Genomic DNA, 20,431 nt, shown 5'->3' with positions numbered 1-20,431 from the left:
GTCATCTAAAGCAACACTTAACATTATATCCTAGAACGTAATTTTGAAAAAGCTATCTTGTCTATTATGTTTTTATCTTTTGAGGATGAATATAATAATAATTTTTAATTTCATAGGTATGAATTGTACGTTTTGTGATTTCATAAGGTTGTGTATAGTTCATTTCTGAAACTTGTATAGAACCATCTTCATTTATTGTTTCTATATATGCAACATGACCGTATTTCCCTTTAGAAGATTGTAATATTGATCCTTTTTTAGGGTTACGGTCAACAATGTATCCATCATCAATTGCTTTTTTATCCCAATGCTTGGCGTCGCTCCAAGTATTGTTTATCTTATTTCCATCATTTTTAACACGTTCAAAGACATAATATGTACACTGACCCTTTTTATATGTATTGATTTGCATAGGATGATGTGACGTAAAACGACTTTGAACACGCTTCATATCTTGAATCATAAACTCGTCAATGACGGCTGCTATTGTCAAGATAACACTAACAAAAACCATTACTATGATTGCTTTTTTCATATCATCACACTTCTTTTATTCTATTAAATCTAAAATAAATACCATCAGGTCCTTTAAGATTTTTATGTGTTGTTTTTGGATAGTGAAAATCTATCATAGCTAAACCATAGGTATGTTCATTATCTACTCGTTTTGTCGCAGATAACCATTGATTAACAGCCAAATGATTATAATAATCGTTTGAAGATAAAAATAGAGAATAATCGTCCATATATGCTGATTCTTCTAACCCAAAATAATGTAAATAATATGATTTAACATCAGAAATTCGAATGGACTTAATATGCAATGAACCTAATTTAGTTTCATCTGGTATGCCTTGCCATTGAGTATGAGAGACGTTTTGCAATAATCGAGGTACATTAATTGGCGCAATATCCATTCTAATTCTGCCTTCTTTCTCATCAATCCATGATTCTGTCTCACGATCGACATAAAACTTTATGGCATTGCCCTCTGGATCCTCAATAAATAAACATGTTGCAACACTTTGTTGTCCACCGTTCACTGGTACTTCAAAATCACTTAAATGTACGAGTAAATCAGCTAATGTAGTCAATGTAGGCAACAATATACCAATATGGAAAAGACCTGCTTCAGACATTAACGGTTCTCGTCCATTCTGTATTTCAATAAAAGTAATAAATTGATTTGAATCGCCAACTTCAAATTGTACAGCAGTTTTAGATTCATTGATAAGATTAAATCCTAAAACATTCTCATAAAATGTTTTAATAGTTTCTTTATCTTTAATATTGATAGTTACACCATTTACAAAATTTGCATTTTTGTTATGAAACATCTTATTTTCCTTTCAATGATTACTTTTCTTTTAAATAATTAAATGATTACTTTGTTGAAAGTGTATGTTTATCTTTTAAGCGCAGTAATAAAAAATATGTATGTGTTTCTTCTCTTAACATTTCTCTTTGTTTATCATTCACATAATAAAGAGAATTGACAATCTAAATGCTATCTAAATTTAGCAACAATGTTTATTAAAAAAACATATGCCTGTGTTTTATTAAAAATTAAATATTTTTGTCCAAGACGTTTGATTATGAATTGTATCTATACAAAAATTTAATACATTTAGATAAAATTATTATATTGATACTTTTATTATTAAAGCCTAATGAGTTCAATCAGTAATGTGAACAATTACTACACTATCCAACACTTTGTATTTTATATATTATGACTAAAAATTAAATTGAACTCAAATGATTGATTTATACCTTATTAATATTGTTATCATTTTATGCCTGAAGATTCAATACAATCACTGTGCTTATAATGAGAAAAATATTCTATGACAAAAGATGTAATGAATGTGAATTTACGAAACTTGTTCAAGTTCATTAAAATCAAACATTAAATAGAAAAGTCTGCTTTATCAACTTACCTTTAAAAAGCTAGTGAAATTTCTTTATTTGAAATCTTATAACTTCACAATAATAACTATAAAATAAGCCCAAAATGAATTTCATTTTGGGCTTTCTTATAGTATTTAAACAATCATTTAAAATTTATTTTCTTGAAATACACGCTCACTTGTAAATACGTTTTATTATACCAAAGTTTTTACTACTTCTTGACATCGAGGGCATAAATGTTCAAGTTCACCTACTGAACCTAATTCTTCTGTATAGTTCCAGCATCTTTCACATTTTTCGCCTTCAGCATGTTTAATATGGATATCTCCATATTGATATGATACACCATCATTCACTTTATCTTTAACTTCAACTTGTGAAACGATGAATAATTGTTGTAAGTCATTAAATTGTTGTAAAAATTCCGCTGTATTAAATGATTCATTGCTTCCAATAACCACTTTAGCTTCTAATGACTTACCAATTACTTTTTCATTACGTGCTTGTTCTAATGCACGATTAACATCATCACGTAAATTCATAAATGTATTCCATTTTTCTAACAATTCTTCGTCTACATCAACAACTTTAGGCATATCTGAAAGGTGTACACTTTCTTCTTTTACATGAGGTGTATGAGACCAAACCTCTTCAGCTGTATGCACTAAAATTGGTGCTAGTAATTTAGTCATGTCAACAAGTATTTGATATAAAACGGTTTGCATGCTACGGCGTTTATGAGAATCTTTTTTCTCAATATAAAGTATATCTTTACCGTAATCTAAATAGAAGTTACTTAGTTCAACATTGATAAAGTTTTGAACTTCTTGATAAATATTCAAATAATCAAAATTCTCATAGTTATTAATCGTACTCGCAGTGAATTCACGTAAACGATTTAGTAAATAGCGATCTACTTCAAGTAGATTTGTTTCAGCAATACTATCCGTTTCAGGATTGAAATCGTTAATATTACCTAACATAAATCTTAAAGTGTTTCGAATTTTACGATATACATCAGACGTTTGTTTAAGAATTTCATCGGAAATACGCACATCAGAAAGGTAATCAGTACTGCTTACCCATAAACGTGCAATATCAGCGCCTTTTTGTTTAACAACTTGATCAGGAACTATAACGTTACCTAATGACTTACTCATCTTCTTACCTTCACCGTCCATGACGAAGCCATGTGATAACAAGAATTTATATGGTGCTTGACCACGTGTAGCTACAGCAGTTGTAATTGAAGAGTTAAACCAACCGCGGTACTGATCACTACCCTCAAAATAAAGGTCTGCTGGGAATGAAAGTTCAGGTCTCGTTTCTAATACACCACGGTGTGATGAACCAGAATCAAACCAAACATCCATAATATCAGTTTCTTTAGTAAATTCACCGTTAGGGCTTCCAGGATGACTAAATCCTTCAGGAAGTAATTCTTTAGCTTCTTTTTCAAACCAAATATTTGAACCGTGTTTTTCAAATAAATCTGCAACGTGATTTACTGTCTCTTTAGTCATAATGATATCGCCATTTTCAGCATAAAATACCGGTAAAGGAACACCCCATACACGTTGACGAGAAATTACCCATTCGCCACGATCACGAATCATATTGTAAATTCGTGTTTTACCCCAGTCTACTTTAAAGTTCGTGTCTTCAATTGCATCAAGAATATCCTGTCTTACTTTATTAATGGAAGCAAACCATTGTGGTGTAGCTCTAAAGATAACAGGTTTTTTCGTACGCCAATCATGAGGATAACTATGTGTAATAAAGTCAAGTTTAAGTAGTGCGTCTTTTTCTTTTAAAAGATCGGTTACGGCTTTGTTTGCTTTGTCGTAGAACATTCCTTCAAATGGTCCACCTTCTTCAGTGAATACACCTTTATCATTTAAAGGACTAATTACTGGTAAATCATATTTTTGACCTACAATATAGTCATCTTCCCCGTGACCGGGAGCTGTATGGACACATCCCGTACCAGCGTCTGTCGTAACATGTTCACCATTAATTACTAACGATACACGATCTAGGAATGGATGTTGTGCCTCTACAAATTCCAATTCTTTACCTGTGAATTCTTTCTCTAATTGTATAGAATCTTTATCCCAACCTAATGCTTCTGCGACTTCTTCTGATAATGCTTGGGCAACAATGTATTTATGTCCATCAACATTATACTGACCATATTTTAGCTCTGGATGAACTGTAATTGCGACATTTGATGGAATTGTCCATGGTGTAGTTGTCCAAATAATAAATTGTGCATCAGAATCAACTTTACCTTTACTGTCTTTTACGTCAAAAGCAACGTAAATTGATGCAGAACGTTTGTCATGATATTCTATCTCAGCTTCTGCAAGTGATGATTCACTTGAAGGTGACCAATACACAGGTTTTTTTCCTTTATAAATCAAACCTTTATCTGCCATTTCTCCAAATAATCTTATTTGTGCGGCTTCATATTCAGGTGTTAATGTAATGTAAGGATTATTAAAATCACCACGTACACCAAGGCGCTTAAAATCTTTCTTTTGAATGTCGATTTGTTTTAATGCAAATTCTTTACATTTCTCTCTAAATTCTGCAACTGACATTTTTTTGCGATCAACGCCTTTTTTAGTTAAAGCCTGTTCAATTGGTAAACCATGAGTATCCCAACCCGGCACATACGGTGCATAAAAACCTTGCATTGTTTTATAACGAACAATAAAATCCTTTATGATTTTATTTAATGCATGTCCCATATGTAAATTACCATTAGCATATGGTGGTCCGTCATGCAAAATGAATGATGGATTATTTTTATTTTTTTCTAACGCTTTGCGATATTGGTCATCATTATCCCACATTTCTTGAATTTGAGGTTCTTTATTTGGTAAGCCACCTCTCATAGGAAAATCAGTTTTCGGCATTAATAGGGTATCTTTGTAATTCATTATATTCACTCCTTGTAATGATAAAAAAGAACTCTAAGTTCAATTAAAAGGGACGGTTAATCCGCGGTACCACCCTACTTAACTCAACTTAGAGTTCTCTTAAGAATATTTATAAAATTGAAAAGCCAGTGATATAAGAAACAAACAATATGCTAGGCTCACACCATTCCTAGCTCGCTGTACTATGTTCACTGTTTCTTACGCGTCTGTCTTTATATCATATCAATAAATTGTTATTTAGAAAATGCATTTTTAATAAACAATGAAATTTCTTCTTTATTTTTACATCAAATGGTTAATTTGTGATTCGTTTTTAATTATTTGATGTTGATTGTGATGATTCGCTATTTGTATTTGATTGACTCACAGATTCTGAACTTGATGTAGAAGGTTGATTAGCCGATAATTCTTGATTTTGCTTTTGTTTCATTGCACGTTCTTCAGGTGTCAAATCATTTTCATTAAGATGATGAATATCTTCTAATGTCACTTGCTCGGCGTCTAAATCATAATTGAGTAAGTAATCCCAATCTTCACTTTTGAGTAAGTCAAGTTGTGCTTCAACAAGCATACGAAAACGAGAGCGGAAAACTTTAGATTGTCGTTTCATGTCTTCAGTTTGGAAAGCTAGACGACGTGCTTTTTCAATTGCATCATTCACAATACTGTCAGCTTGTACTTGTGCTTTTGATAAAACGGCTTCAGCTTCTTTAGTTGCTGCTTGTTTTGTCTCTTCTCCTACTTTTTGTGCTTGAATAAGTGCATCACTTACTGATTGGTGAACATCTTTATATGATTTAATATTGGAATCTCTATCTTCAATGACTTTTTCAAGTTGCTTTTTATCTTCTTTTAAACGTTCGATTTCATTACTTAGTTGCTCTAAGTAATTTGCAACTTCTGTAGGTTCTAAACCATTTTTTACTCGTGTAAATTCTTTATTCTTAATCTCACTTGGTGTAAAAGGCATGATAATCCTCCTTGATTAATAGCTATTTAAATAGTGTTTGATAATGAATGTGTAACTTGTTCTTTTTCGTTTTTCCACCTATTTCAACAATTTGAGCTCTACCATAACCTTGAATTGACAATAAATCATTCTGCTCTAATTGAAAATCTGTAGAATCTATTACAGTATGGTTAACTTTGACTCTTTTTTTTATAATTAATTGTTGTGCAATATTTCGAGATTTATGAATTATCTCTTTCAAAACTACATCTAATCTCAAAGCGCTCACAGTTGTACTATGAACTTTCCAATTCTCTTCTGATTGTATCATATCTTCAGTAGGAATAGAATTAAGTTTAACTGTGGCTCCCTTAATACGCGTTAGTTCAGATATAATATATGATTCTAATTGTTTTGTCAAAACAAACTGTATATCTTCTCCAACTATAATATCACCGAGTTGATCTCTTTGTATTCCCAGTGACATGAGTGTTCCAAGAACGTGCTGATGTTGTATTGTTACAAATTTCTTAGGATATTGAAGTTCAAATAAAGTCAGTTCAAAGTCCTCAGGCTGTGGCTTAAAATATAATGGTGCGATGATTGCACGTTTCCTTTCTGCATGTGGTCCACCAAAAAATGTGACATGTAAATCTTGATAACTACGCGTAATGACCTCAAGTATATATTGGCCTCGCGGGTCCAAGAAATGGGTTAGAACCGGAGCATAATTAGCATCAGCCTGCTTACATTTATCGATGAATTGATCGATAGCATCTTGTTCTTCCTTTCTAAAATGCTGATATATATCGATGGTTATCTACTCCTTTTATGTTGAAAAATTTTTAAAAACACTACGACTATAATACTGTCAACAATAAGTTATATGATAAAACGAGGTCAAAGTCTAGCTACTTTGCCTCGTTATGTTGAATAATATAAAGTTAGTGCGTGTCATATTTTAAGATAAATATGCAAGAATTAAATTAAATATTTTTACTAAACCACTTTGGAATAAAACTAGAACGAAGATTGCCGCGATAGAAGAAATGTCTATAAAGCCAATAGGAGGAATAATTTTACGGAAAGGTTCTAAGAAAGGTTCATATAACTTTCCTAAAAATTCTCCAAACTTAGACTCTCTTATACTCGGAACCCAAGAAGTAAAGAAATATATAATCATTCCAAAATAATATATTTGAACTAAAAATATAATAAATCGGAAAATTGTACTTAGCAAACCAATATCCATAGCTGAACTCCTTATTCGTAATGTTGCTCCATATTCTCGATGTGATCAGTTATACTGCCGGCTACTTCAACATTATCAGGTGTGCATAAGAAAATATCAGTACCCACGCGCTGAATATCTCCACCAATTGCGTATACCGTACCACTTAAAAAATCAATAATACGCTTTGCTGATACTTGATCAATGCGTTGTAAATTTACTAAAGTTGCACGTCTATTTTTTAATTCGTCGGCAATATCTTGAGTATCTGAAAAGACACGTGGTTCAAACAGACACATTTTTGAACTTTCCTGAGCAGTATATGATTGTGATGCTTGATTCATTGTTACAACGTTTCTAGAATTATTTTTTGAATTATTATTCATACGATAATTCCTTTCTTCAGAAGTTGTATTCGATCTCAAAGTGTTCTTTTGAGGTACAGATTTAATCGCTTGTTGCTTATTGTTAAAAGTTTGTGGTGTCGCTTGATTCTCATTACGATTGTAATCTTCGCGCTCTTGAACACGTTCACGTGATCTAGAAGATTCTCGCTCTTCAGGTCCTTCAACTTCCTCTTCTTCTTCAACTACAAAAAAATTATTAAATAAATCCTTTAAAGCCAAGGGGGGCTCACTCCTATTCTCCTACAAGTTTAGTCCCAATTCTGACAAAGGTTGCACCTTCTTCGACTGCCATTTGATAATCATTACTCATTCCCATAGATAATTCTGTACAAGGCGCATGTGCTAAATTGAATTGTTGTATTTCATTTCTTTTATGTCTTAACTCTTTAAATAAATTTTTTATGTACGATAGATCATCAGTCAATGGTGCCATCGTCATTAATCCAATAATTTGGATATTTTCGTATTCTTTGATTTGATTTATAAATTGATTCACTTCTTCAAGAGCTATGCCATGTTTAGATTTTTCTCCAGAAACATTTACTTGTAAGAAACATTTTATAACATGATTTGCTCTTTTATTAATCTCCTTAGCTAGACTCAAACGATCTAAAGCATGAAAATAATCGACTTCATTTATAATATCTTTAACTTTCCTTGATTGTAAAGAACCAATGAAATGTAATTTAATATCGCTTGGTAGAGATTCTTTCTTCTCTTTGAATCCATCTAATCGATTTTCACCGAAATGTCTTATTCCTGCTTTATATGCTTCTCTAGCTCGCTCTATTGTAACATATTTTGTTACTGCAATCACGTGAGGTTGTGCTGAATGGGCACTTTTTTTAACGCTTGCATCAATTTCCGTTTCAATCTTAGCAAGATTCTCTTTAACATCCATAAATTATTCACCTACTTTATACACTTTACTTTCGTCCAATAAATGCTAACATACGTCCCGTCTGTCCTTTTTCAACACGATATGAAAAGAATAAATCTAAGTTTTCTGAAGTTGAATATTCGGTAATGTATATGTTTTTTGATGGAACTCCAGCTTCTTCTAGAAGAAGTGCGTTAGCCTTTTTTAAATCAATACCATGTTTATTTTTGCCTCTGCTCTCAATATATAAAGTTGAATCAATGGTTAATTCCTCAAATTTATTTTTTATATCATCATTGATTTCATAAGAATTTGAAGTTGCTGGACCGATTACAATCTTTAAGTCTTCATAATCAAAATCCACTTTTTTTAGCATTTCTTTTACTATTTGACCATATGTTCCTCGCCAACCTGCATGTGCTAATCCAATATAGCCATGTGATTCACTATAAAAATATACCGGTACACAATCCGCATAACACATAGTAAGGAGAATGTGAGAATCGAAAGTATACATTCCATCTATGCCATGTAAATCATCAGTTAGTTTATCAATATTTGTTCCTTTATGTTCACTTGTAACTTCAACGATGCGATTATCATGTGTTTGTATAGGAAAAACCCATTCATCTCTTGGATAACCAATAAGATTCGCTAAGATATCTTGATGATGTGTAATATGATGTGCACTGTCGCTGATATATCTCGCCATATTAAAACTATGATTAGGATAAGGACTTAAACCATTTTCTCGAGTAGTGAAACCTAACTTAATATCAGTATGCTCATCAAATTGATAGTCTAAATAATGAGTTTTCTTAATAAATCTCTCTTTCAAAATATTTCACCACCCCTATATATACATTCCACTGTACACTTAATTTCAAATCGAAATGTTCTACAAATAATCTAAGTATTAAGTAACCAATTATAAAACAATTATATATCATACTTAAATTTATTTAAACTTGTATCAATTACTAACTTGCAATGGTTACCTAAATGATGCACATAAGATAATAAATACATTAATTATTTATATTAATAGTTCTATCGATATATGAATGTTATTTTGAGAATTAGCAGCAAAAATTTATATAAAGTGTTGTCTTATCCTTCAAAACAGAAAAATTTAGTTAAACATTGATTTAAATAGGTTTTCAGGTTAGTTAGATACTCCAACACGAAAAAAATGCCTGAGACTATAAAATGTCTCAGGCTATTTAAAATACAGTGATTATATATACTGACGATTAGCGTCTAGTTCTTCTAGAACGTCTTTCTTCTCTATTTCTAATAAAGCTAGGAATATCATCATCTTTAGTAGTGTGGCTTCTTTCACTTACACTTTCACTTGATTGTGAATGAGAAGTGTGTGCAGAGAATGAATCTTCTTTAGCACTAGCACCAGATTGATGATTAGAACTACTATTTACACTTGAACCAAAACCAGTACTTGTAGCTTTACGACCTTGTGAAGAAGGTTTATCTTCAAAACCAGTTGCGATAACAGTAACTACAATTTCATCTTGGAGCTCTGGGTTAATAACTGTACCGAAAATCATATTCACATCTTCATCTGCAGCATCTTGAACAATATCAGCTGCTTCTTGCGCTTCAAATAAAGACAGTGATTCTCCACCTGTAATGTTCATAAGTACACCTTGAGCACCTACAATTGATGTTTCTAATAATGGAGAAGAAATTGCTTTTTTAGCGGCTTCGACTGCTCTGTTTTCACCAGATGACACACCGATACCCATTAACGCAGAACCTTGATTAGACATAATTGTTTTAACGTCTGCAAAGTCTAAGTTCACTTCACCTGATACTGCAATTAAATCTGAAATACCTTGTACACCTTGACGTAATACATTATCCGCTTCTTTAAATGCTTCCATCATCGGCGTAGATTTGTCAACGATATCTAATAAGCGATCATTTGGAATAACAATTAATGTATCCACTGCTGCTTTCATAGATTCTACACCAGCTGCCGCTTGTGTTTGGCGCTTACGACCTTCGAAACCGAATGGACGCGTAACAACACCTACAGTTAAAGCACCCATTTCTTTTGCAATTTTAGCAACAACCGGCGCAGCACCTGTTCCAGTACCGCCACCCATACCAGCAGTTACGAATACCATATCAGCACCTTGGATAGCATCTTCAATTTGTTCTCTTGATTCTTCTGCTGCTTTCTTCCCAATTTCAGGATTAGCACCAGCACCTAATCCACGTGTTAATTTTTCACCAATTTGAATTTTTGATTCAGCTTTTGATAAGTTTAAAGCTTGTCCATCAGTGTTGATAGCAATAAATTCCACATTATTCATACCATGGTCAATCATACGGTTAACGGCATTATTTCCGCCGCCACCTACACCGATGACTTTCAATGTGGCTAAATGATTAAATCCTTGTTCAAATTCTAACATTTAATTTTCCTCCTAGTCTTTATGGCCAATAATCATTCAAATAGAGATTTCATTAATTTTTTAAACTTACTTTCTTCTTTGGCTTTGCCTTCTGTTTGTTGTTCATCTTCTAGATGATTTTCACGGTCTTCATAAGACTCTTCACGAGGCGCTTCTGGTGCTACCTCGTCATTTTCTTTTTTGTTTGATTTACGCTTAAACCAATCAAAACCGCTTGATTTTGTTTCACTATCTTTATCAGATTCGATAACTTCTTCTTCAAATTCTTCATTATCTTGATAACTAATTGTAACATAATCTAATAACTCGTCAAAAGCGATACTACTAGAAATTGTAGAAATAGCAGAAGAAAATTCCGGTTTTCTGATACCCATTTGTGACGGTGTATGAATTCTCACTTTTTCACTAACCATATCTTGTAGTAATTCTTTTACACCTAGTAAATTTGCAGATCCGCCAGTAACTACAAATCCTCCGTTTACTTTTGTAAGTCCTAGTTCTTGTAAAACATCAAAGACTTCAAAGAATATATCTTCGACTCTTTGTTCAATAAAGTCACTTAAATCTTTTTGAGTATATTGAACATGTTCATCTGAATCAACTTGATCTACTGAAAAGACATCTTGATCTGAAGCAGAGTCATAAAATGCATGACCATATTGATGTTTTACCTTTTCAGCTGTGTCATATGTAGTATTTAGTCCTTGAGCAATATCATCCGTAATGTCTCGACCGGCCATTTCTATAGATTCAGCATCTACAAGTTCTCCTCGTTCATAGAAAGCAACTTGCGTTAAATCTTCACCGATATCAATGACACAAGCGCCTAATTCTTTCTCCGTTGGTGTAAGAATAGAACCATAATTATACGCATCAGAATAAACATCTAACACGTCAACACCACATGCCTCAACACATTTAATCATATTGATTAAAATAGATTTTTGGATTGCGATGACACCTGCATCTACTTTTAATGAATGTCTTGCAATTAATTCTTTTGGATCTGAAACTTCATTGTCTTTGTCAACTACAAAACGAATTGGGAATACATTTATCACTTCAGTTTCAGGTACATCATTTTTATCCCGGATACCTTCTAAAACTGATTCAATATGCGTGCCATCAATTTCAGTATCCTCGTAAAATTCAATTTCATTTGATTCATCATATACTTCGGTACCGATGATAGGTAGTTTTAAAAATACATCTTTTATATCTACACCAGAGGCAATTGAAGCCTTCTTAATTGTATCTTTAATTGCTTGTCTTGCAATATCAAAATCATCAATTAAACCATTCTTGATACCACTTGTGTAGGTTTGCCCTGTACCTATCACATTAATTCCGTTGTGAAATTTTTCGCCTACTATTGTTTTTACGCTTGATGAACCTATATCTATGCTCACATAGTAATGTTCCTCCATAGATAGGCACCTCCTGACAAATTATACTATTTAAGTACACTATGTTTAGTGTACAATACGTTGAATAGCTTGTGAACTATAAACACATACTATTATCGAAATTTTTTAATTATTTTCTTTAGATTGTTTATTAATTTTATTCAACACATTTTGAAGTTCTTCTTTTGCATCATTTTCTTCTTGTGTTGACTTGGTTACATTTTGTTCAGTACCCGATTGAACAGTTGATGAACCTTGATAAGGAATAAATGACGCTCCAACCGATAAATCAATATACCCATTTGTCTTAAGTTCGCCAGAATCATCTCTGCTTAATGATTGTGACATTTGAGGATAATATTGCATTTTGTCTGCAATCGTTGTAATGTCACCAATGACTTGCATATTATCTTTGGTAAAAATCTTTATGCGACTTTGTTTATTTTTAGTTGGTGCGTAACTCACCTCTGCTATTAAGTTTCTCACTTTAGGTGACATTTCAGATAAAGCTTTTATAATTCGTGTTTTTTTGTCTCCTTTGAACCCATCAATGATAGGTCCATCATGTGAAACTTCATCTTTGTATTCTGTTAATTCTTTACCATCTTCTATAATTGGCACATATTTATCTTTATTTTTTTCTAAACCAACAATTTGGTACTCAGTCACGTTAACAGTTAACGTGTTTGGTAATTGTTTATGAATATCAACTTCTTTGATTAAAGGATTCTGTTTTAAGTTCCTAATCGCTTTATTTTTACTAAAAGTATACATTCGTGAACGTGAAGTAACGTTAAGTTCTTTCTTTATTTTACTCGTACTTACGTTGTTATTACCTTTAATATTTACATTTGATATTTTACTTAGTGGTGTAAACATATAGAGTAAAATGAGAACAATGATAAGAATGAGTAGTGTGATAATTGTATATTGGATTCTTTTTTGCTTTTTACGTCTTATGGCTCTTTTTTCTTCTAAACTAAGCGGTTTAATTTGAGTTACCTTCTCATTACTATTGAACGATGTAAATGTTTCCTTTTCTTTTTTAGAAGTAAATTTACTTAGTAATTTATGTTTTTTAGAATGACGAGAGTCTTTAGTTTGTTTTTCGCTCTGATGATCAGTTAGAAATTCCTCTTCGTCTTCATTACTTTGACGCGTTTCGCTTGTTTGTTGAACACTACGATCATTTAATTTATCATTATTATATTTTTGATTGTCATCTTCATCATTAACATTATCCTCAATTAAATCACTTTTTATTTCTTTATCTTGATTATGCGACTTGTGATTATCAATAAATTTATCCATTGGTTTAGTTTCTAACTGTGATTGTGTAGACGTAGCATCTTTTTCTTTACTTTGGTTATCTATGCGACGTCTTCTGCGTTGGCGAGCGTTTTTATTCCGTCTAAAAAGCTCTAAGTCTTCATTACTTTGACTATCATTCAAATGGATTGTATTATCGTCTTTATTCGACATATTCTCATTATTAGGTTGATTTTTATTCTCTTCCATGAGCATTCACACTCCTTAGTATGATGGCAAGTGCGCTCGGAATCTATCGATAAACTTCTCACCACGTTCTTCAAATGTATGATACTGATCCCAACTTGCACAAGCTGGTGATAATAAAACAACATCATTGGGCTCGACTATATCTTGAATTTTATCAACAGCATCCTCTACGTCTGTTGCTTTAATCACATACTTACCTTGACTATTTCCCAATTTAGCAAATTTATCTTGTGTTTCTCCAAAAACAACCATCACACGTACATTTTCCATATAAGGAATAAGTTCATCGAATTCATTACCACGATCTAATCCACCACACAACCAAATAATTGGTTGATCAAAAGAGTTAAGCGCAAATTGAGTAGCTAAAGTATTAGTTGCTTTTGAATCATTATAATATTTATTTGTGCGATTTGTACCAATATACTGAAGTCTATGATCAATACCAGAAAAAGTAACAAGACTATCTACAATAGCTTTGACTGGCACACCAGCAATGATCGATGCTAATACAGCTGCTAAAATATTTTCCAGGTTATGTTCTCCCGGTAGTACTAAGTCTTTAGTGTTAATAATGCGAATGCCGTTAAAAACGATGAAACCATCTTTAATGTATATCCCATCAACTTCTTGCTGTGTTGAAAAATAAAATGTTTTTGCTTCTAGATTTTCTGATTCAATTAGGTGTCTTTGGTGATAATTACAAATAAGATAATCATCTTTAGTTTGATTTTTATATATTTGCTTTTTAGCATTTTGATAGTTCTCTAACGTTTCATGGTAATCCAAATGTGCAGAATAAATATTTGTAATGATAGCGATATGTGGTTTATATTTCTCAATACCTAATAATTGAAAAGATGATAATTCTGTTATTAAATACTCATCTGATTTAACTTCTTGTGCAACGTTTGAGGCTACATAACCAATATTTCCAGAAAGCCGTCCAGTTAACACGCTTTTTTGGAACATATCACCGATTAGTGAAGTGACAGTTGTTTTACCGTTAGTTCCAGTAACTGCTATGATTGGTGCCTCAGAAATTAAATAGCTAAGTTCAACCTCTGTTAAGATTTTAAGCCCTCTTTTTGCTGCTTCTTCAATAATTGATACAGTATATGGAATACCTGGATTTTTCACAATGATGGGATTATCATCTAATAAAGAAAAAGGATGACTACCGCTAATTACCTCAATGCCCATAGATTCTAAATCTTTAGCATGTGCATCCTGTGAAAGATCCTTTCCATCATTGACTTTAACGTTAGCACCTAATTTAAGGAGAAGTTTCGCCGCTTCATATCCACTTTTTGCTAAGCCTACTACTAAAACATTTTTATTTTCTAATTCAGTGTAATTTAGCAATTTAATGCACTCCAATCCATAAACCTATTAATCCTGTAATTAAACCTACCGTCCAAAATACTGTTACTACCTTCCATTCACCCCAACCACTTAATTCAAAGTGGTGATGTATAGGACTCATCTTGAAAATACGTTTCTTCGTTAATTTATATGAGGCTACTTGTAACATTACAGATAATGTCTCAACTACAAACACAAAACCAATTAATATTAATGATAATTCTTGATTCAACATGATTGAAATCGTCGCAAAAATACCACCTAAAGCAAGACTTCCTGTGTCTCCCATGAAAACTTTCGCTGGATTTAAATTGTAAGGTAAGAAACCTAGTAAAGCGAAAATCATTATAATACAAAATATGCCAATAGCCGGTGAATCTAACATGTAACTCATTACAGCATACATAGCAAAACCTATTATTGACAAACCAGTTGCCAATCCATCTAAGCCATCTGTTAAGTTTACAGCATTTGAGAAACCAACTTGCCAAAAGACAATAAATATCACATAAGCAAATGACAACGGAATATCAAAATTCACAAATGGAATATGCAAATCTGTCGTAAAATGTACAAGGTGAAAAACATCACTTAGCACAAAAAATATAACTGCAATAATTATTTGTGCTAGAAACTTTTGTTTACTAGTTAATCCTTGGTTATTCTTTTTAACTACAATAATATAGTCATCAATAAATCCAATAAGACCAAAACCGATTGTTACAAATAGTAACAAAATAATAGGATTGGAATGGTCTACAAAGATAATTGCAATGATGGAGGTAATTATAATACTAATTAAAAATGTAAGCCCACCCATAGTAGGTGTACCTGTTTTTTTCATATGGCTTTGAGGCCCTTCTTCACGGATACTTTGTCCAAATTTCATACGTTTCAATGTTGGAATAAGTATTGGGACTAAAATAAATGTTATCAGTAATGCGATGATCGCGTATATAAAGATCATATAAATCTCCTTTTCTTCACTTTCTAATTTTAGTTCTTTTTATTTGTAAATAACCTTTAATATTTTATCAGTTTTTGTTTTATTTTAATATACGACATTATCTATTTATTAAATAAGGTTGGGACCATTCGTGAGCTAATCCCTAAAATGTTAATCCCAACCTGTTGTTGATATCAAGTTCTCTTAAATTAATTATTTCTCTCAGAACCTGATGTTTCATTTGTGCTGTCATCAGAATCATTTTTCGAGTCGGCGTTCGACTTTTCATTCTTACTTGATGAAGACGCATTTGAATTATCCTCATCAACTTTATCTTTCTTTGATTTTTTATCCGAAGAGTCCTCATCAGTTTTCTCTTGGTCATCATCCGTATCTTCAGCAGATAATGATACTTCTATCTTATCTTTATTTTTAATGATTTGACCTTTTGAGATACTTTGATTCGTGACAAATCCATTACCTTTAGTAGAAACTTTAATTTTCGTTAAATCTTCAAAAGCAAGTACATCTTCTTTTGTCCATCCGGTCATATCCGGCATTGTTAATTCCCCGTCTGTCATTAACATTACTTTACTGTGCGGTAGGACTTTGGTACCTGACTTAACTGATTGTTGTTTAATTTGTTTGCCATTACCAATCGTAATAGGTTTAAGAGATTGAGCATTGACGCTATCCTCTGCTTTTTGAACTTCATCTCCTTGCACGTTAGGCACTTTACTATAGTCAGTTTTTGATGAAGTATCACTAGATTTTCCAACATTTAAATATTTCAGCGTATTCTCCATAATTGGTTTAAATGCTTTGCTCACACCCATTTCATATGCTTCTTGATCATTTTTTTGAGCAAGACTCATACCTGCATAGACAATGACTTTAGGATCTTTCTTAGGTGCATCCCCCATGAAACTTACAAAGTAAGGATTTTCACCTTTAACATAACCGCCTCCATTTGAATCAGCTACTTGTGCTGTTCCTGTCTTACCTTCAATATCATAACCTTTTACGCGATAATTCATGGCATGACTCTTCTTACTATTTACTACTTTATCAAGTTCTTCTTCAACTTTATTGGCTGTTTCTTGCGTTACTGGTTTACCGGCAAACTCTTTTTTACCAGAGTAATAATTCTTTTTAGTTATTGGATTATCGATACTACTTACAAACCATGGTTTAAGCATATTTCCTTTATTAAAGAATGCCGATTGTGCTTGAATCATTTGAGCAGGAGTAACAGTTGTTGATTGACCAAATGCTGACGTTTTTTGTTGTAATTCATTTGCCCAACCAATATTACCTGCAGCTTCTCCATCAAACATACCACCCGTTTTTTTGCCAAATCCAAAGCGTTCATACCAAGATTTCATTTTATCAGCACCAACCAAATCTTGTAAGTGCATCATCAATGTATTTGATGAATAAGTAAAACCTAACGACATGGGTATACGTCCCCAACCAGTTTTATTCCAATCGGAAATTTCAGAGCCCATAATATTTCTTTGACCTGATTTATACTTTTCATCCGGTTTGAACTTACCTTCTTGAATTGCTGCAGCTAAGCCGTATGTTTTAAAAGTAGAGCCCGGTTCATATGTATTTTGATATAAATCGTTCGCCCACTTTTTGCCAAAATCTTTACCTGTTTCAGGATTAAAAGTCGGACGTTGGCTATATGCAAGTATTTCACCAGTTTTTGCGTCCATTACTACTGCAAATAAATCTTTTGGAGCATAACGTTCAACCATGTCATCAAGCGCTTCTTCCACAAAAACTTGGATATTAGAATCAATTGTTAAGTGTACATCGTCTCCACGTTTAGGTTGTTGCTCTTTCTTCGTATTAGGTGCAATGTAGCCCCATATATCATGAATATATTTAAGTGCACCTCTTGATCCATTTAAATAACTATTAAATATTTTTTCAACACCTAATGCACCATTTAATTCACCAGTATCAGGGTCTTTCTGTGCCATCCCTATTAAATGGGAAGCAAAATTACCATTAGGATAAAAGCGCTCAGTTTCTGGGTAAAGTGCTATACCAGGTAATTTCATTTTCTCTATTTTTTCTTTTTCTTGATAAGTTAAATTAGTACCTTTCTGACCAAATTCGATTTGAAAGGCTTTCTTATTATTAAGTCGTTTTTCTATTTCATCAGCATCCATATCTATGATTTCAGCTAATTTTTTTGCTGTCTTTTTTTTATCAACCACGTGTCGAGGCTTTTTACTTTCTTTACTTGCTTTTTTATCCACAACTGCAACAAGTTTATATCTTTCTACATCTTCTGCTAAAACTTTACCATTACGATCATAAATCTTACCTCGTTCTGGTTGTTGAGAATTTTTGACTAAATATTTCTCATTGGCTTTCATAATTAAATCTTGACCATTGGAGTGGCCAGTAATCATTATATAAGAAAACCTTAGCACCAATATAAAAAAGAGCAGTCCGAATAAACCAACAAGTAGGACTGCTCCTATTTTATTTTTTTTAATTTTAATTTTTCGCTTCGCCATTATTACGCACTACCTTTACATTGTCGTTCTCTAGGCTCATGCCCTGCTTCTTAGCCTTGTCGTAAATGCGTTCATATGAAGAATTTTTCTTAATTTCAGACTTTAATGCGCTGTTTTCACTAGATTGTTTCTCTATTTTTTGATCCAAATCTGCAATTTTTCCTCGCGTATCGTACGCATCCATTTTTAAAGATAGCATATAAATACTTATTAGAGCAATTACAGTTATTAATGCTATGTATAAAATTTTTTCAAATCTAGTAAGTTGAACAACAACTTTTCTTTTAACGGTTTGTTTTTCAGGACTCGATTGTGGTTGTCTTTGTGGGATACTGGTTTGTGTCGCTTCATCATAAGGTTGATAAATTTTTTCTACAGCCATTATACTTACTCCTTATTTTAATATTTCTGCTACGCGTAACTTGGCGCTACGTGCTCGATTGTTTTCGTTTAAATCGTCATCAGTAGCGGTAATCGGTTTACGATTCACTCGTTTTAACTTAGGTGTATATGCTTCAGGAATAACAGGTAGACCTCTTGGTACATCTGGACCTTTCTCAAACTCTTGGAAAATTTGTTTACACAAACGATCTTCCAAAGAGTGGAAAGTAATTACTGATATTCTACCTCCGACCTTCACACATTCAATGGCTTGCTCAACTGAATCTTCAAAAGCTGACAACTCATCATTCACAGCAATTCGAATAGCTTGGAACACGCGTTTTGCAGGATGTCCCCCTTTCCGTCTTGCTTTCGCTGGTATGCCTTCTTTAATGACATCAACTAGTTCTAAAGTTGTTTCAATCGGTTGTTGTTCTCGGTGGGCTTCAATTCTACGTGCAATTTGTTTAGAAAATTTCTCTTCGCCGTAACGATAGAAAATCTTAACTAATGCTTCATAAGACCATTGATTAACTACTTCATATGCAGAAAGTGATTGTGTTTGATCCATTCGCATATCAAGTTTCGCATCATTGTGATAACTGAAACCTCTTTCAGGCACATCCAATTGAGGACTTGAAACACCTAAGTCATAATAAATACCATCTACTTTATCAATTTCTAATTCATTTAAAATATTTGTTAATTCTCGAAAGTTGTTATGAACAAAAGTGACTTTGTGCAAATGTTCTTTTAAAACTTCTTTCGCATTTTCTATGGCTGTTAAATCTTGATCAATCGCAATAAGTCTACCTTTATCATTTAATTGATTAAGTAAATAGAGGGCATGTCCTGCTCCACCTAACGTACAGTCAACATACACACCATCTTCTTTAATATTTAAATAATCAATGGTTTCGTTTAACATGACGCTCACATGATGAAACATTTAAATTCCTCCATTTAAAAATCAAAATCTATTAAATCTTCAGCAATGTCTTCGAAACTTTCTTCAGATTCATCATAGAAATCATTCCAAGTTTCTCTGTCCCAAATCTCAATACGATTTGAAACACCAATTACTGTACATTCCTTACTTAAATTGGCGTATTTTCTTAAATTTTGCGGAATATTAATACGCCCTTGTTTATCTAATTCTACTTCTACAGCACCTGAGAAGAACATACGCATAAATTTACGCGCGTCTTTTTTTGTCATAGGTAAGGTTTTCATCTTCTCTTCAATTTGCTGCCATTCTTCTAGAGTGTAACCAAATAAACATTTATCAAGGCCTCTTGTGATAATAAAACGTTCATTTAGATCATAACGAAACTTGGACGGTATAATCATACGTCCTTTTGTATCCAATTGATGATCGAATTCTCCCATGAACATTTTTTATCACCTCACCTTATTTATAATTTACCACATCTCCCCACTATCCTCCACTAATTATACAAAAAAGGTGCAAATAATTTGCTCAAACACAAAAAAACCCGTTTTATCTTTAAGATAAA

Annotated in this window: 18 protein-coding genes; all 18 read right to left on the bottom strand. The window is 32.6% G+C overall.

Features of this window, described 5'->3' with window-relative positions; all coding sequences use genetic code 11:
• Positions 1–64 precede the first annotated feature (64 nt).
• Positions 65–535 carry a CHAP domain-containing protein gene (locus tag HMPREF3241_RS00600; RefSeq protein WP_002457402.1) on the bottom strand — a complete coding sequence of 157 codons (471 nt, stop codon included), beginning with the start codon at positions 533–535 and terminating at the stop codon, positions 65–67.
• A gap of 4 nt (positions 536–539) precedes the next feature.
• Positions 540–1,337 (bottom strand): VOC family protein, encoded by a 798-nt coding sequence (locus HMPREF3241_RS00595; RefSeq protein ID WP_002446237.1) that lies wholly within the window; start codon positions 1,335–1,337, stop codon positions 540–542.
• Positions 1,338–2,105: 768 nt separating this feature from the next.
• The gene (ileS, locus tag HMPREF3241_RS00590; protein ID WP_002490488.1) at positions 2,106–4,856 is read right to left on the bottom strand and encodes an isoleucine--tRNA ligase; all 2,751 of its coding nucleotides are present in this window, start codon (positions 4,854–4,856) and stop codon (positions 2,106–2,108) included.
• Between the two features lie 313 nt (positions 4,857–5,169).
• Positions 5,170–5,826, bottom strand: coding sequence for a DivIVA domain-containing protein (locus tag HMPREF3241_RS00585; protein ID WP_002446235.1), 657 nt, complete (start codon positions 5,824–5,826; stop codon positions 5,170–5,172).
• A 22-nt stretch (positions 5,827–5,848) separates the two neighbouring features.
• Positions 5,849–6,625 carry a YlmH family RNA-binding protein gene (locus HMPREF3241_RS00580; RefSeq protein WP_044555208.1) on the bottom strand — a complete coding sequence of 259 codons (777 nt, stop codon included), beginning with the start codon at positions 6,623–6,625 and terminating at the stop codon, positions 5,849–5,851.
• A 141-nt stretch (positions 6,626–6,766) separates the two neighbouring features.
• Positions 6,767–7,057: a YggT family protein gene (locus tag HMPREF3241_RS00575; protein WP_001830086.1), complete on the bottom strand. Its 291-nt coding sequence runs from the start codon at positions 7,055–7,057 to the stop codon at positions 6,767–6,769.
• An 11-nt stretch (positions 7,058–7,068) separates the two neighbouring features.
• Positions 7,069–7,662: a cell division protein SepF gene (locus tag HMPREF3241_RS00570; protein ID WP_002446233.1), complete on the bottom strand. Its 594-nt coding sequence runs from the start codon at positions 7,660–7,662 to the stop codon at positions 7,069–7,071.
• Between the two features lie 13 nt (positions 7,663–7,675).
• Positions 7,676–8,344: a YggS family pyridoxal phosphate-dependent enzyme gene (locus HMPREF3241_RS00565; RefSeq protein ID WP_002486266.1), complete on the bottom strand. Its 669-nt coding sequence runs from the start codon at positions 8,342–8,344 to the stop codon at positions 7,676–7,678.
• Positions 8,345–8,369: 25 nt separating this feature from the next.
• Positions 8,370–9,161, bottom strand: a complete 792-nt coding sequence (gene pgeF / locus HMPREF3241_RS00560; RefSeq protein WP_002446231.1) for a peptidoglycan editing factor PgeF — start codon at positions 9,159–9,161, stop codon at positions 8,370–8,372.
• A 415-nt stretch (positions 9,162–9,576) separates the two neighbouring features.
• Positions 9,577–10,761, bottom strand: a complete 1,185-nt coding sequence (ftsZ, locus tag HMPREF3241_RS00555) for a cell division protein FtsZ (RefSeq protein ID WP_002446230.1) — start codon at positions 10,759–10,761, stop codon at positions 9,577–9,579.
• A gap of 32 nt (positions 10,762–10,793) precedes the next feature.
• Positions 10,794–12,188, bottom strand: coding sequence for a cell division protein FtsA (ftsA, locus tag HMPREF3241_RS00550; RefSeq protein WP_002446229.1), 1,395 nt, complete (start codon positions 12,186–12,188; stop codon positions 10,794–10,796).
• Positions 12,189–12,293: 105 nt separating this feature from the next.
• Positions 12,294–13,685 carry a cell division protein FtsQ/DivIB gene (locus HMPREF3241_RS00545; protein ID WP_002486279.1) on the bottom strand — a complete coding sequence of 464 codons (1,392 nt, stop codon included), beginning with the start codon at positions 13,683–13,685 and terminating at the stop codon, positions 12,294–12,296.
• Between the two features lie 15 nt (positions 13,686–13,700).
• Positions 13,701–15,050: a UDP-N-acetylmuramoyl-L-alanine--D-glutamate ligase gene (murD, locus tag HMPREF3241_RS00540; RefSeq protein WP_002486280.1), complete on the bottom strand. Its 1,350-nt coding sequence runs from the start codon at positions 15,048–15,050 to the stop codon at positions 13,701–13,703.
• Between the two features lies 1 nt (position 15,051).
• Positions 15,052–16,017 (bottom strand): phospho-N-acetylmuramoyl-pentapeptide-transferase, encoded by a 966-nt coding sequence (gene mraY, locus HMPREF3241_RS00535; RefSeq protein ID WP_002446226.1) that lies wholly within the window; start codon positions 16,015–16,017, stop codon positions 15,052–15,054.
• Between the two features lie 188 nt (positions 16,018–16,205).
• Positions 16,206–18,533, bottom strand: coding sequence for a penicillin-binding protein (locus tag HMPREF3241_RS00530; protein WP_002446225.1), 2,328 nt, complete (start codon positions 18,531–18,533; stop codon positions 16,206–16,208).
• Entirely contained in the window at positions 18,514–18,915 is a 402-nt protein-coding gene (gene ftsL, locus HMPREF3241_RS00525; RefSeq protein WP_002446224.1) for a cell division protein FtsL, read from the bottom strand. The genes HMPREF3241_RS00530 and ftsL overlap by 20 nt, the downstream gene beginning before the upstream one ends.
• A 12-nt stretch (positions 18,916–18,927) precedes the next feature.
• A complete protein-coding gene (gene rsmH, locus HMPREF3241_RS00520; protein WP_002446223.1) occupies positions 18,928–19,863 on the bottom strand; it encodes a 16S rRNA (cytosine(1402)-N(4))-methyltransferase RsmH in 936 nt (311 codons plus the stop codon).
• A gap of 14 nt (positions 19,864–19,877) precedes the next feature.
• Complete coding sequence (gene mraZ / locus HMPREF3241_RS00515) at positions 19,878–20,309, bottom strand: division/cell wall cluster transcriptional repressor MraZ (protein WP_001830185.1); 432 nt, start codon at positions 20,307–20,309, stop codon at positions 19,878–19,880.
• Between the last annotated feature and the right edge of the window lie 122 nt (positions 20,310–20,431).

The sequence above is a fragment of the Staphylococcus sp. HMSC34G04 genome, assembly GCF_001838765.1.
GTDB lineage: Bacteria > Bacillota > Bacilli > Staphylococcales > Staphylococcaceae > Staphylococcus > Staphylococcus epidermidis.
This window is presented reverse-complemented; position numbering and strand designations above follow the sequence as displayed.